Origin of the sequence: Thermotomaculum hydrothermale (assembly GCF_016592575.1) — a bacterium.
GTDB classification, from domain to species: Bacteria; Acidobacteriota; Holophagae; order Thermotomaculales; family Thermotomaculaceae; genus Thermotomaculum; species Thermotomaculum hydrothermale.
The window spans coordinates 211,734-225,805 of the sequence record NZ_AP017470.1; the positions used below are offsets into that span (position 1 = coordinate 211,734).

Genomic DNA, 14,072 nt, shown 5'->3' on the forward strand with positions numbered 1-14,072 from the left:
TTTTATGTATTATGTTGGCGGTTATTTTTACCTTTTCTTAAATTCTTTTCTGTTTGGTTTTTTTAAAAAAAAATATGGCATTTTACCAGCTATTTTTGTTTTGATTTTTGTCGCTTTTACTCCCGGATTTTTTGAGCTTTCACGGGCAAACTTTACAGGAAGTATGAGAATGCTTTTCTTTGCCTTTTCCCTTTACTACATAGCTAAGTATCCTTTAAATTCATTGCCGGTTATGTTTTCAGGTGGCTTTGCCGTCTTTTCCCACTCAATCGGGCTTCTTGTGCTTCCCGCTTTATTCTTTGCTGAGGTGTGGAAGGATAAAAAGCTTGATTTTAAAAAACATTTTTTTGCTTTTTCCTCAATGTTTTTTTTAGGAGGATTTCAGTATTTGATAAATATTTTCAAGTTTCATTCCCTTGATACAAGGGGGTACCTTTTAGGGTATTACGGAGAAATAGGTAAACACTTTATAGATTACCAGTTTGCAGAAAGGCATTTGATTGGGTTTAAAAACAGATTATTAAACGGTTATTTCAACTTTTTCTTTCAGTTTAAGCACTTTGCCCTGTCGTTTTTTGTGTCTTTTGCTTTTTATTTAACATCTCTTTTAAAGTACTTTAAACGGGATAGAATGGTAAAACTCTCTGTCTTATTTGCTGGAATTTATCTCTTTTTCCATTTTTCCCCTTTAAAGGGTGGAATTTTTATAATGACTTACAGGTATGTTTTTACAATTTTTCCCGTTTTGGTTTTAGGTTTTGCACCTTTACTTGAAAAAAAGCATTTTAGAATTTTGTTTTATTACCTTGTTTTTGTAAACCTCTGTCTCACCCTGCTTTTTGCAAACCCATTTTACAAAAAGGTTTTCTGGTATGGAGAAATGAAAAATTATATAGATAAAAATTTCAAAGGCAATGAGAAGGTGCTTATTGACCATCTGCCTTCCTTCTTTTTCTATAACGAAGGTATAAAGGGCAAAGAGTTAATGGACCCTGATTTAGCAGATTTTTACAAAATTAAAGATGTTTATAGTGCAATGGAATACTTGAAAAAACATAAGTTTACCCATATTTTAATGCCATACAGGCCTGACCCTTTTGCTTCAGATACGCAGGTTGTTAATATTTTTAAATACCCCTTTCTTGTTAAGGCTTTGAAAACCTATTACCATTGTTCTCTTTTTAAAATAAATTATGAGAATATTTATCTTTTAAAAGAAAAGAAAGAAACTGTCTTTAAATGGAATGGTGAGAAAATCCCTGTTTTCTTTTACAAACATAAAAAATATGCAAAGGGGAAAGGGGGGTATTCTTTTGAAAAAGGAAGGATTAAGGTTTTTTCTGAAAACAAAGGCTTTGCCTTTGCCTTTGCAAAAAATAAGGTGTGGAAAAAAGATTCCTGTTATATTAATGTTAAAGGTAAAAAATGGATAGTTTTAAAATTTAAGGCAGATTTGGTTTCAGATAATTCAAAGATATTTCCTTTTTTGCACAGGAAAAGGGAGAATGGTTTTGACGATTTAGGTTTAAGGTGGGTAAAACAGGGAGACTATTATTTTGCGCTGGCAAAATCTCCCTATTTCAGGGTTTTCACCCCTTATATAAATGTTGCGGGGGGTAAATGTATCGCACCGGGGGTTAATTTTTATTTAAGCGGAGGAGAGGTTGAAATTACAGGGCTTGAAATTAAAGGGTTTTGATGAAATAGCGGCGTTATTACTTTCTCTTTGTTTTTTTACGCTATTCCTTTTAGGAAAAAAAGGCATTATTGCTGATTTTGCACTTATTGGGCTTATTGTTTCTGCTATTTATGCCCTTGTTAATATAGAGATTTTTCTTGTATTTGTCACCTATGCTGCGGCAATAAAAGGTACATACTTAAATGTTTTACCAAAATCAATAGATATGACTCTGCTGTTTTTTGCATTTTTGGTTTTAGGGTTAATGCTTCACATTGCTTTTAACAAAAGAAAATTCCCCTCAATCTATCTCTTTGACGGGGTTGTTTTGTTTCTTGCTATCTCTGTTATTGTCGCTTTTTTAAATACCTCTTCCAAATCTTATACTTACGGGCTTGAGAAGTTTTTAAGGTTCTTTATTGTTGTTTTGCCTTTTTTCTATATTCCAAGGTTGTTTGATGACAAAGATTTGAAAAAACTGATACACTTTTTTGCTTTTTTCGGGGCTGTTTTCTGCCTTGCTATCTTCCTTTACTATGAGGATTACAGGGCATTGAAAGAGGCTGGACAGCATTATCTTCCTGTTGCAAAAATGGCGGGAATATCTTTCATTTTTAATATATACCTCTTTCTAAACGAAAAGGGATTTTTTAAAAAACTTTTCTTTCTCTCCCTTACCCTTGTTTCTTTACTAATGCTGTTTAAAGCAAACTCAAGGGGCGCAATACTTTTTTCATTTTTTGTGCTTTTAATTTACAGCTGGTATATTTTGAAGGACAAAAAAATCTATTTTATTGTTCTTGCTGCAACGGTTGTGATAAGCATTCTTGTTGTGTTCACCGTTTCTCCTGACTCATTCAGAAGGTTTTTTATGCTATTTGGCAGGCATAAGGGATTATCAGTTTCCATAAGAATGGTACTTTATAAAATAGCATTAAAGTTGATTTCAAAATACTGGTTTACAGGAATAGGATTGGGAGGGTTTGCAAGATACCATTACCTTAAGTATCCCCACAATTTATTTCTTGAATTTTTTGTAGAGTGTGGATTATTGGGATTTTTAAGCATAACTTTGTTTTTAGGATATCTAACTTTCTGTGCAGTTAGGTTAATAAAGATTACAAGACTTGAAAACGAATATACCCCATTTATTCTGTCATTTCTTTTTGTTGAGTTATACCATATGACTTCTTTTTCAATGATTCATCTAAGGTGGTTAATGGTTTTCGCCGGTTTTGTTTTTATGTTTTATATCAGGGTAAAAGAAAGAGTAAAACATAGCCAGGAAATAAAAGATTTGAAGGTTTAATTCAGTATCCTTAAATGTACATTCAGTTAATCCCTCAATGTGGTAGAGGAGAAAAATCAAAAGTATTGTAAGTTTAAAGAAAAAATCATCTTTGTTTTTTAGAGAAATTATTAAATCTCTCAAAATTGATATATGAAAAAGATAAAAAATTAAAAAGCCTAATATTCCAGTTGTTCCTAAAAGCTCAAAAATGTTGCTGTGGGCGTGGTACAGTTTGTTAAATCCACTTCCATCCCACTTTTTTGTTTTTGTATAAAAGTTTCCAAACCCTATACCTATGAAGGGATGTGATTTGAAGTAAGAAATACTTTTCCCCCATATTTGTTTCCTTAATGATAAGCTAAAAGCTACTTTTTCTTTTTGAAAGCGCCAGAATATTTTCTTTTTATTTGGGATTAAAGCAAGAATTAGAACAAAGACCACAATTATTATTAAAGCCTTTTTCATGTTTTCAGTTTTATAGGCATAAATTAAAGAATAACTTATTGAAATTACTATTGTTGCTATCAAAGGCATCTTTTCCCTTGAAAAAACAAGGCCTAAGAAATTCAGGATTAAAAAGAAAAGAGTTAGATACTTTTCTTTTTTTGATATTTTGTTTTCTAAAAAAAAGTAAAATCCTAAAACAATTGCAAAAGATGTTGTTTCTGAATATGTAAGTGGATGGGATAGAAACCCTTTTGCAAAAATATAATAGGTGTGGGGGTTAAAAGGTTTTTCAAGCTTTAATCCCCAGAATGGCTGAAGTATGGCAAAAATTGAGGATAGGGTAGCCCCTAAAAAAAATGCTTTAAAAAAGTTTCCCTTTTTTTCTCTATGTAAAGCAAACAAAGGAATTAGAGAGGGTAATACAACAATGTATAAATGTCTTTTATACCATACAACCGCTTTAATAATATTTTCCGCATTTAAAAAAGAAATTAAAGGGAAAAGCATAAACAGAGCGAGAAGGATAGGATGAGGGAAAGACGGTTGATTTAATTCTTTTTTTGCTAAAATCTGAAAAAAAACATAAAACACGAGAGTGGCGGAGAGTATTTGTGAGGCAGTTATTGATAGGGGAAGTGAAAATGCTAAAATCAAAAGGGTTAAATATATAAACTTATCTTTCTTCATAAAAACTATTTTAAAGGTTTGTTTTGTGTTTTAAAATAAAAAAGTGTGAGAAAAGGAGATATTATGAATAAATGTCTGGTACTTTTAAGCGGTGGTTTAGATTCTGCAACCTGCCTTGCTATTGCAGTTGACAATGGCTTTAAGCCTTATGCTTTAAGCTTTGACTATGGGCAAAGGCATAAAGTTGAGCTTGAAAAAGCAAAGGCTCTTGCTAAAAGGTACAATGCCACACATTTTATATTCCCTTTATCATTAAATATTATAGGAGGCTCAGCTTTAACTGATATGAGCATTGATGTGCCGGATGTCCCCCTGGAAAAAATTGGGGAAGGGGTTCCAATCACTTACGTGCCTGCAAGAAATACCATTTTTTTGTCAATAGCAGCAGGGTTTTGCGAGGTAAATGATATAGAGCATATTTTTATTGGGGTAAATGCACTTGATTACAGTGGTTACCCTGATTGCAGGCCAGAGTTTATTAAAGCAATGGAGAAGGCAATTACACTTGGAACAAAGTATTCAGATATGGGAAAATCTTTTAAAATACATACCCCTTTGATTGATTTAAAAAAATCTGAAATAATAAAGTTGGGAATAAGTTTGGGGGTTGATTATTCACTTACAAACAGTTGTTACAACCCTGATGAATCTGGCAACCCATGTGGGAAGTGTGATTCCTGCAAATTGAGACTTAAAGGATTTAAAGAGGCGGGTTTCAAAGACCCGTTAAAATATCCGGAAGGGATTGAGCTATGAAAAAACTTTTAAGTTTATTGCTTGTTTTTCTGATATTGTCTGTTTCTTGTATATCAAAACCTGAAACTGTTTATAAACAGAAGCAAGGTACTAAAGTCCAATGGTACCATACCGATGTTTCAAAAGATATCCCGGAAGACAAAGAGATTGTAGATATTATCAAACCTTACAAAGACCAGTTGTCAAAAGAGATGAACACAGTAATTGGCTATGCCGAGGTTGACCTGGTTAAAGGTAGTCCTGAGTCTACTTTAGGAAACTTTGTTGCAGATGTGATTTTTGATACAGCAAGGCACTTTGACAAAGATGTTGATTGTGCAATTACAAACAGTGGAGGTTTAAGAGCACCTATTTATAAAGGTAAGATTAAGGTAAAAGACGCATTCAATTTAATGCCATTTCAAAACAGAATTGTAATTCTGAAGTTTTCAGGCAAGGATTTTTTAGAGTTAATCAGGGAGATTGTTGAAAACAGGGGAGAGCCAGTGTCAAATCTTACAATAAATGTGACAGACGGCCTTATTGATGCCTATGTAAATGGAAAACAGGTTGAAGATTATAAAACATACAAGGTTGCAACAATTGATTATCTTTATAAAGGTGGTGGAAGTATGCCTGCAATGAAAAAGGGTGAATTGGTGAAAGATACAAAGGTTTTGCTTAGGGATGCCATTATTGAATACATTAAAAAGCATAAAAAAATTAATGAAAAAATAGAGGGAAGGATATTGTTACAATGATTAACAGAAGGGATTTTATAAAGACAGCCTTCTTTTTAGGTACAGCAACAGCATTTGCAGGGCCGGATTATCTGTTTAATAAAAAATCGGTAATCCATATCTTTCACACAAATGATGTTCATTCCCATATTGAGCCTTTTCCTTTAACTGACAAGAGATTTCCGGGGATGGGTGGGTATGCAAAAAGGCAGACAATGCTTAAAAAATTTAGAAAAAAGTATGGAAATATTTTGCTTTTTGATGCAGGAGATGTTTTTCAGGGAACCCCCTACTTTAATTATTACGAAGGAAAACTTGATTATAAGTTAATGAGTAAATTAGGTTACAATGCGGCTACTTTGGGAAACCACGATTTTGACAATGGAACTGACAAGTTGGCCGAAGCAATGAGGTATGCAAACTTTTCAATAGTTTCTTCAAACCTTAATATTACACATCCGATATTAAGAAAAAGGGTAAAGCCTTATGAAATTTATGTTAGAAAGGGCAAAAAGATAGGAGTATTTGGCTTAACTGTAGCTTTTAAAGGCCTTGTTACAGAGGATAACCACAAGGGCGTAAGTTACATTGACCCTGTAAGTGTTTCAAAAAAGATGGTTAATTTTTTGAGAAAAGAAAAAAACTGTGATTTAGTGATTTGCCTTTCCCATTTGGGAATATCTGCGTACAAAACCGACATAGGAGATGTTGAACTTGCAGAGCAGGTATCTGGAATTGATGTAATTATAGGTGGTCATTCCCATACTTTTCTTGACGGTGGTTTAAATGTTATATCGAAAGACGGCTGGAATACTTTAATTACCCAGGTTGGGTTTGCAGGTGTTTGGCTTGGGCATATAATCATTGATTTTGATAATTTCTCTAAGAAAAAGAATATTCTTGCAGGAAAGTATAAGGTTTAATGATAGTTTTAGGAATAGAGACCTCATGCGATGATACCTCTGTTGCGGTTGTAAGGAATGGCAGAGAGGTATTGTCAAGTATTGTATCGTCTCAAATAAAAGTTCATGCCCCTTACGGTGGGGTGGTGCCTGAACTTGCATCAAGGGAACATATTAAAAACTTACCCATTGTCTTTCAGACAGCATTAAGAGAAGCTAAAGTAAGTGTTAATGATATTGATTTAATAGGAGTTACTGTGGGGCCAGGGCTTTTAGGGGCTTTGCTTGTGGGAGTTTCCTTTGCAAAGGGGTTGTCTTTTGCTTCAAATATTCCTTTTGTGGCTTTAAATCACATAGAGTGCCATATTCAAAGTGCATTTATTGAATACGGCGAAAAGATTGAATTACCTGCTATGGCATTTGTTGTTTCAGGTGGACATACTCATCTTTTTTATTTAAATGAGAAAAAGGAGATTAAACTTCTCGCAAAAACCAGAGATGATGCGGTAGGAGAGGCATTTGATAAATTTGCAAAGATGCTTAATTTAGGCTATCCGGGAGGTCCGATTATAGACAAATTGGCTCAAAGGGGAGAACCTACATATAAACTTCCAATTCCTAAAATGAGTGATGGAAGCGACGATATGAGTTTTTCTGGAATTAAAACTTTTCTTTTAAGAACAATTGAAAAGGAAAAAGAGGATTTAAATATTGAAAATCTTGCTGCAAGTTTCCAGAAAACAGTTGCTGATATACTTATAAAAAAAATAAAACGCTTTGAAAGAGAATTTCCTGCAAAATCTATTCTATTAACAGGGGGAGTTTCTGCAAATTCTTATTTAAGAAAGAGATTTAAGGATGAATTTGGGGAAAAGTTTTTTGTTCCTTCTCCTAAATTTTCCACAGATAACGCCGCAATGGTTGCTTCCCTTGCTTTTGAAAGGAAAGGCCAAAAGGCTGAACTGCATCAGGAATGCTTCCCTACTTTGTTTTTTTAAGTTTTTTTATTAAAAATAATACTATCCCTTTATAATCATACAATTACGCCGTAAAAAAATTTTGCATTTTTTTAAAAAAATTGTTGACTTGCCTCAATTAAAAGGTGTAAAATGCATACAACTCAATGTGGGTTTTTTGAAAACATTAGTTATATGGCAACTTGTATTAGAATAAATAAGCAAGCTAAGGAGAGGTTATAAGTTGTTTTTGTTAAGAAAATCAAAAAGAAAAAACAATATATTTAGAAAAGTTAATAACTTCTTTTCAATTTTTTGGGAGGGCGCATGAAACGTACATTTGTTTTTCTGACGGGTCTATTTTTTGTATTAACCTCTTTTGCCGGTGTGTTGCATTTGCGAATTGGTGATGTTAACACATCAGCTTCAAATGAAGCTGGAGTTATGAAGTTAAAGGCGAGAAGTCACAATGACTTTTATATCGCCGAATACCCGGCAAATGAGCCGAGGCTCTATATTGTTCAATTTAAAACTCCAATAACAACTGAAATCAAACAGGCATTGGAGGAAAGAGGAATAAAGATTTTTGATTATATCCCAGATAATGCTTTTATTGTTTGGGCAAACAAAGGGCAGATGGATTCTCTGAATTTGGCATCATTGGATTATAAGGGAATTTTTCAGCCTGCATTTAGGGTTCAGCCTGCGTTGATTCCTCTTGCAAAGTCTGATTCTTTAGTGGAAGTGAGGATTACCTTTTATCCTGTAATCTCTAAAAAAGAAGCTGAATTTGCTTTGATGGATGCAGGTGCAGTTTTAGAAAAGGCAGATTCTTCAAGCTGGCAGCACGCAGTAATCGCTAAAGTTTCATCAAGAATATTACCTCACATAGCATCTTTGCCTGGGGTTAAGTGGGTTGAAAAATATGTTGCTCCAAAACCTTATTCTGTAGAATCTCCTCACATTGAATTTTATGTGGATAAAAAAGCCTTAGAGAGAGCTAAAAATCATCAGGCTTCTGATATTATGAATGTTGCCCCTGTTTGGGATGCCGGTTATACTGGTTCAACTCAGATTGCCGCAGTTTGTGATACAGGTCTTGATGTTGGTGACTATGATTCAATTCATAGAGACTTTTTCCAGGATTTAGATGGGGACGGCCATAACGATAAAATTGTTGCTGCATATGCACTTGGCAGAACAAATGATTGGTCAGATGACCAGGGACATGGAACACATACAGCAGGTTCTGTACTTGGAAATGGTGCTAAGAGCAATGGACAGTTTAAGGGAATGGCCTATAATGCAAGGCTTGTTGAACAGTCTGTGCTTGATTCAAGAGGTGGTTTAGGTGGACTCCCTGCTGATTTGAATGATTTATTCCAGCAGGCTTATGATGATGGCGCAAGGGTGCACTCAAACTCCTGGGGTGCAGCAGTTTCTGGCCAGTATGATTCTTCCTCTCAGCAGGTTGACCAGTTTACATGGAATCACAAGGATATGGTTATTACAGTATCAGCAGGAAATGAAGGTGTTGATTCAGATAGGGATGGTGTTATTGACCTTGATTCAATAGGTTCACCTGCAACTGCTAAAAACTGTATAACTGTAGGTGCTACTGAGAGTGATATTAATGCTACCACCTATACATGGGGACAGGGTTGGCCTGACAGTTATCCTGCAGATCCTATTAATAGTGATAATTTAAACGATAATAGAAATGGTATGGCTGCTTTCTCATCAAGGGGACCTTGTGATGATGGAAGAATTAAGCCTGACATAGTTGCTCCAGGAACAATGATTATCTCAGTTCGTTCTCAGGATCCAAATGCAGACACAGGATGGGGTGCATATGATGACTGGTATATATATGAAGGTGGAACTTCTATGTCTAACCCGTTGACTGCTGGGTCTGCTGTTTTAGCAAGAGAATTTTTTGAACAGCATGAAGGTATTACTCCCTCCTCAGCATTAATTAAGGCAACTCTGATGAATGGGGCTTATGATATTTATCCTGGCCAGTACGGTACAGGTGCCGGGCAGGAAATTCCGACAAAAAGACCTAACAATGTTGAAGGTTGGGGAAGAGTTGACCTTGCCAATGCTTTAATGCCTCAGGCACCGGTACAATTAAAATACTTTGATGAAACCTCAGGGTTGAATACTGGTGATACAAAGACATACACTGTAGATGTTGCTGATACTTCTGTTCCTCTCCGTATAACTTTGGTATGGACAGACTATCCTGCATCAACCTCTTCAAGCAAGCAGCTTGTTAATGACCTTGATTTGACTGTAACTGCTCCCAATGGAACAGTTTACTATCCAAATCATTTAAGCGGCGCTGACAGAACAAACAATGTTGAAACAGTAGATATTGAAAATCCAGTATCTGGAACATATACAGTTACAGTTAAAGGTTACAATGTTCCATACGGACCGCAGCCTTTTGCGATAGCTATGCACGGTGGATTTGGGACATCTGCACCTGATACCACTCCACCTGTAATCTCAAATGTTCAGGCAAATCCTTCCTACGATAGTGCTACAATTACATGGACTACAGATGAATCTGCTTCAAGTGTTGTGGTTTATGGAACCTCATCTTCAAATTTAAACCAGCAGGCAACTTCATCTGGTTACACAACTTCACATAGTGTTAACATAACAGGATTAAATGCGGAAACAACATACTATTTTAAGGTTAAATCTGCAGACTCTTCAGGAAATGAAAGCCAGAGCGATGTATACTCTTTTACAACAACAGCAGAACCTCAGATGCCAACAGACTTCAGTGATGATATGGAAAATGGCGATGGTAACTGGACAAAACATCCTGATGGTTCAACTCCGTGGGCAATAGTTTCCACAAGCTATGTACACTCAGGTTCCCACGCATTGTTCAGTGCAGATGAGGGTTCAATAAAAGACGATACTATTGATACTTATGAAATTGATTTAAGGAATGCTTCAACAGCAACATTGACCTTCTATCACACATACGAACTTGAAAATACCTATGATGGTGCTGTAATTGAAATTTCAACAGATGGTGGTTCAACTTTTACAGATTTAGGAAGCCACATAACTCAGGGTGGATACAACGGTACAATTTCAACAAGTTATCAGTCTCCAATTGCTGGTAGAAGTGCATGGACAGGTGGAAGCCTTGGCACAATGACTCAGGTTGTTGTTGACCTTTCATCTTATGTAGGAAATACAGTTATTATCAGGTTCAGGATGGCCTGTGACTCATCTGTTAACAAAACAGGTTGGTATGTTGATGATGTTGTTGTTTCAACTTCAGGTTCTACTCCGACACCTGCTCCAACAGTTGACAGTTTCACAGCAGATCCGACAACAATAACAGAGGGTGAAAGCTCAACATTGAGCTGGCAGACAACCAACGCAACAAGCGTAACAATCAAAGATGGAAATGGAAGCACAGTTTACAGCGGTTCATCAGTAGATGGCTCAACAACTGTTTCTCCGACAAGCACAACAACTTATACCTTAACCGCAACTGGGGATGGAGGCACAGCAACAGCATCTGTAACTGTTACTGTTAATTCAGCACCAGCACCTGCGCCAACTGTTGATAGTTTTACAGCTGATCCAACAACTATAACTGAAGGCGAAAGTTCAACATTAAGCTGGCAGACAACCAACGCAACAAGCGTAACAATTAAAGATGGTAATGGGAACACTGTTTACGACGGTTCAACAGTAGATGGTTCAACAACTGTTTCTCCGACAAGCACAACAACTTATACCTTAACAGCGACAGGAGATGGAGGCACAGCAACAGCATCTGTTACTGTTACAGTTAACCCTGCTGACAATAGCGGCACAGTTGATACAAGGACTTTCTCTTCAACAGATGTTCCTAAATCAATACCTGATAACGATTCAAATGGTGTAATTAGTACCCTTGAAATAACTGATGGTACTGATATTCAGTCACTTACGGTACATGTTGATATTACCCACACCTATGTTGGAGACCTTACTCTCTACCTGATAGGGCCTGACGGTACAACTGTTACCTTGAGGCAGAATTCCGGTGGTTCTGCGGATGATATACATGAGGATTATACCCCAACAGAATTTAACGGTAAGAGTGCAGTAGGCACCTGGAAATTGAAGGTTGTTGATAATGCAACATATGATACTGGTACAATTGATGGTTGGAGCTTAACAATAAAAGCAACTTATTCTTCAGATAGTGGTGGCGATGATGGTGGAACAACTCCAACAACTCACACATATGTAAGCTCAGATACTCCAATCTCAATTCCGGATAACAACGCAACTGGTATAACATCATCAATCAATGTTCCAGACAGCGCAGTTGTTACCGAGATTAAGGTTACAGTTGATATTACTCATACTTATATAGGCGATTTGATTGTAACTTTAGTTGCTCCAAACGGTGCTACAGCAACTTTAAGCGACAGGGAAGGTGGTTCTGATGATGATATCCATCAAACCTATACAGTTACTGCATCAGATGGAATTCAGATTAATGGTACATGGAAGTTAAAAGTTTCTGATAATGCCCAGTATGATACAGGTACTCTCGATGGATGGAAACTTGAGTTTACCTTCTAAGATTTAAAATTTGATTTAATTTAAAGGGCGAGATTTCTCGCCCTTTTTTTGTTTTTTTTGCTAAAATTTAAGAATGAAACAAATAGCAAACTTTCTTAAAAATTTCAGAGAAAAAAAAGGGCTGTTAAAGGAAGATATAATAGCTAAAACAACCCTGACAAAAACAGTAATCAATTTAATAGAAGCAGGCGAATTTGAAAAAATAGGGGCTGAATTTTATATAAGAAGTTTTCTGAAACAGTACTGCTCAGTAATTGGATTAACTGATAACGAAACTGATGAAATTATTCAAAAAGTTGTAAATGCCATTTCTAAAAACAAGGTTAAGGTAAATACAAAAGAAGAAAAAAAGAGTAATAAACTTATTGTATTCATTTTATTGGTTATTTTTGCTTTAATTGTATTTTTTGTTTTTTTTAGGGGTAAAAAACCAAAACTTAAAAATATTCAACAAACTAAAATTGTAACCAAAACTGAAAATAATTCTGTTTCAGAAACCCTCAAAAAGGGTTTTAAAGAGAGTGTTAATTCAAGTAATGAATCACATAGTAAAGAGTTAAAAGTTGAAACACCTGTTGAAAAGAAAAAAAACGAAAATCCAAAAAGTGAGGCAAATATAAAAGAGCCAATAGCTAATAAACCTGTTGAGGAAAAATCATCCAAAACTGATATTAGAGAAACAAAAAATGTTAAAACTGAAGCTATTAAAAACAAAGTAAACATAAAATTTGTTGCTTCTTGTATGTGCTGGGTTAATATATCTTTTAAAGGGAAAGTTGTAAGGGATTTTATTTTAAAAGAAAACGAAGTTTACTCTATTGATGTTCCTAAAAATTCAACTTTAACTGTTGGCAACGCAAGTTGTTTAAAACTGTATTTCAATGGTAGAATAGTTGAGTTAGGTGATGAAAAGGTTGTCAGAAACATTTTGGTGGAATAACAGATGGATTTAAAAAGTAGAATTAAAAATAGAGAATTGCCCCAGGAAATTTTAAACGCCATTTCAACAATGAGTTTCCCCTTAACACCTGAGGATTATGTAGAGATATTGCCCTATGTTTATGAACAGGGCGACAAAACTCTAAAGGAAAATGTTGTTTCTACTATAAATAGGATGTCGTTAGACTTAATTATTCCCTTTCTTGAAACAACCGAAGATATTAATGATCTTGTTTTTTATTTTCAATTTTACTTAAAGGTTGAGCCTAATCCTGAGTTGCTAATCAAGATTTTAAATAATCCTCATTGTCCACCCTCTCTGTTTTCCCTTGCTGCAAATTGTAGTTATTCTGAGGTATTAACATATCTTGTAAATAATGTGTCTCTTTTGCAAAAGCATAAAAATATAGTTCCTATTTTATTTAAAAACAAATATTTAGATGGATTTCTAAAAGAAAAATTAAAAGAATATGAAGAATTTGGAATTTTAGGCGAGAAAAAACCTGAAGTCAAAAAAGAAGAAAAAGAGAAGGTTGAAGAAAAGGAAGATGAAGGCATAGTTGCCTTAAAAGAAAAGTTAATTGAACAGGCTGAAAAAGAGGGGGTAAAACTTGATGAAAAATCTGAACTTGAGGTTAGAGAAGAAGATGTAGAAGAAGAAAACCTTACCCTTTATCAAAAACTTTTAAGAATGACAGTTGCTCAAAAAATTGATAGAGCTTTAAAGGGAACCAAAGAGGAGAGGACATTATTAATAAGGGATTCAAATAAGGTTGTGGCAATGGCTGTAATTCAGAGCCCAAAGATTACTGAGCAGGAAGTTGCAGCTATTGCCGGAATGAGAAATGTCCATAAAGATGTTTTAAGGTATATAGGTTCAAATAGGCAGTTTTTAAAAAAGTACAAAATTATTCTTGCACTTGTGAAAAATCCTAAAACACCCCCGGACATAGCCCTTACCTTGCTTAATAGAATAGGTGAAAAGGATTTAAAATCACTTGTCAGGGATAGAGGTATATCAGAATTTGTCAGACAGGCGGCATCAAGGCTTTTAAAATCAAGAAAAAAGTGAAATTATTTTATTGC

At 35.0% G+C, this 14,072-nt stretch carries 10 protein-coding genes; 9 read left to right on the forward strand and 1 reads right to left on the reverse strand.

What is annotated here, in order from left to right; genetic code table 11:
• The first annotated feature begins 4 nt into the window (after positions 1-4).
• Together TTHT_RS00975 and TTHT_RS00980 are read left to right on the forward strand one after the other, a co-directional pair.
• Complete coding sequence (locus TTHT_RS00975) at positions 5-1,699, forward strand: hypothetical protein (protein ID WP_201328172.1); 1,695 nt, start codon at positions 5-7, stop codon at positions 1,697-1,699.
• Positions 1,665-2,987, forward strand: coding sequence for an O-antigen ligase family protein (locus tag TTHT_RS00980; RefSeq protein ID WP_201328173.1), 1,323 nt, complete (start codon positions 1,665-1,667; stop codon positions 2,985-2,987). Before TTHT_RS00975 ends, TTHT_RS00980 begins: the two co-directional genes overlap by 35 nt.
• Here TTHT_RS00980 and TTHT_RS00985 read toward each other — a convergent pair.
• Positions 2,895-4,103: an O-antigen ligase family protein gene (locus tag TTHT_RS00985; RefSeq protein WP_201328174.1), complete on the reverse strand. Its 1,209-nt coding sequence runs from the start codon at positions 4,101-4,103 to the stop codon at positions 2,895-2,897. The two genes, TTHT_RS00980 and TTHT_RS00985, sit on opposite strands and share 93 nt — an antisense overlap.
• A gap of 60 nt (positions 4,104-4,163) precedes the next feature.
• Between TTHT_RS00985 and queC the strand changes: the two genes are divergently transcribed.
• The 7 genes from queC (at position 4,164) to TTHT_RS01020 (ending at position 14,058) form a co-directional block, all read left to right on the forward strand.
• Positions 4,164-4,859: a 7-cyano-7-deazaguanine synthase QueC gene (queC, locus tag TTHT_RS00990; protein ID WP_408033904.1), complete on the forward strand. Its 696-nt coding sequence runs from the start codon at positions 4,164-4,166 to the stop codon at positions 4,857-4,859.
• Positions 4,856-5,599 carry a 5'-nucleotidase C-terminal domain-containing protein gene (locus tag TTHT_RS00995; RefSeq protein ID WP_201328176.1) on the forward strand — a complete coding sequence of 248 codons (744 nt, stop codon included), beginning with the start codon at positions 4,856-4,858 and terminating at the stop codon, positions 5,597-5,599. The genes queC and TTHT_RS00995 overlap by 4 nt, the downstream gene beginning before the upstream one ends.
• Positions 5,596-6,501, forward strand: coding sequence for a bifunctional metallophosphatase/5'-nucleotidase (locus TTHT_RS01000; protein ID WP_201328177.1), 906 nt, complete (start codon positions 5,596-5,598; stop codon positions 6,499-6,501). Before TTHT_RS00995 ends, TTHT_RS01000 begins: the two co-directional genes overlap by 4 nt.
• Complete coding sequence (gene tsaD, locus TTHT_RS01005; RefSeq protein WP_201328178.1) at positions 6,501-7,478, forward strand: tRNA (adenosine(37)-N6)-threonylcarbamoyltransferase complex transferase subunit TsaD; 978 nt, start codon at positions 6,501-6,503, stop codon at positions 7,476-7,478. The genes TTHT_RS01000 and tsaD overlap by 1 nt, the downstream gene beginning before the upstream one ends.
• A gap of 285 nt (positions 7,479-7,763) precedes the next feature.
• Positions 7,764-12,047, forward strand: a complete 4,284-nt coding sequence (locus TTHT_RS01010; RefSeq protein ID WP_201328179.1) for a proprotein convertase P-domain-containing protein — start codon at positions 7,764-7,766, stop codon at positions 12,045-12,047.
• A 73-nt stretch (positions 12,048-12,120) separates the two neighbouring features.
• Entirely contained in the window at positions 12,121-12,987 is an 867-nt protein-coding gene (locus TTHT_RS01015) for a helix-turn-helix domain-containing protein (protein WP_201328180.1), read from the forward strand.
• Between the two features lie 3 nt (positions 12,988-12,990).
• Entirely contained in the window at positions 12,991-14,058 is a 1,068-nt protein-coding gene (locus TTHT_RS01020) for a hypothetical protein (protein WP_201328181.1), read from the forward strand.
• Positions 14,059-14,072 lie beyond the last annotated feature (14 nt).

Bases quoted from the DNA above. Each gene is read 5' to 3' on its own strand.
- TTHT_RS00975 (WP_201328172.1), top strand. From the start codon at position 5: ATGTATTATGTTGGCGGTTATTTTTACCTTTTCTTAAATTCTTTTCTG.
- TTHT_RS00985 (WP_201328174.1), bottom strand. From the start codon at position 4,103: ATGAAGAAAGATAAGTTTATATATTTAACCCTTTTGATTTTAGCATTT.
- TTHT_RS00995 (WP_201328176.1), top strand. From the start codon at position 4,856: ATGAAAAAACTTTTAAGTTTATTGCTTGTTTTTCTGATATTGTCTGTT.
- TTHT_RS01000 (WP_201328177.1), top strand. From the start codon at position 5,596: ATGATTAACAGAAGGGATTTTATAAAGACAGCCTTCTTTTTAGGTACA.
- tsaD (WP_201328178.1), top strand. From the start codon at position 6,501: ATGATAGTTTTAGGAATAGAGACCTCATGCGATGATACCTCTGTTGCG.
- TTHT_RS01010 (WP_201328179.1), top strand. From the start codon at position 7,764: ATGAAACGTACATTTGTTTTTCTGACGGGTCTATTTTTTGTATTAACC.
- TTHT_RS01015 (WP_201328180.1), top strand. From the start codon at position 12,121: ATGAAACAAATAGCAAACTTTCTTAAAAATTTCAGAGAAAAAAAAGGG.
- TTHT_RS01020 (WP_201328181.1), top strand. From the start codon at position 12,991: ATGGATTTAAAAAGTAGAATTAAAAATAGAGAATTGCCCCAGGAAATT.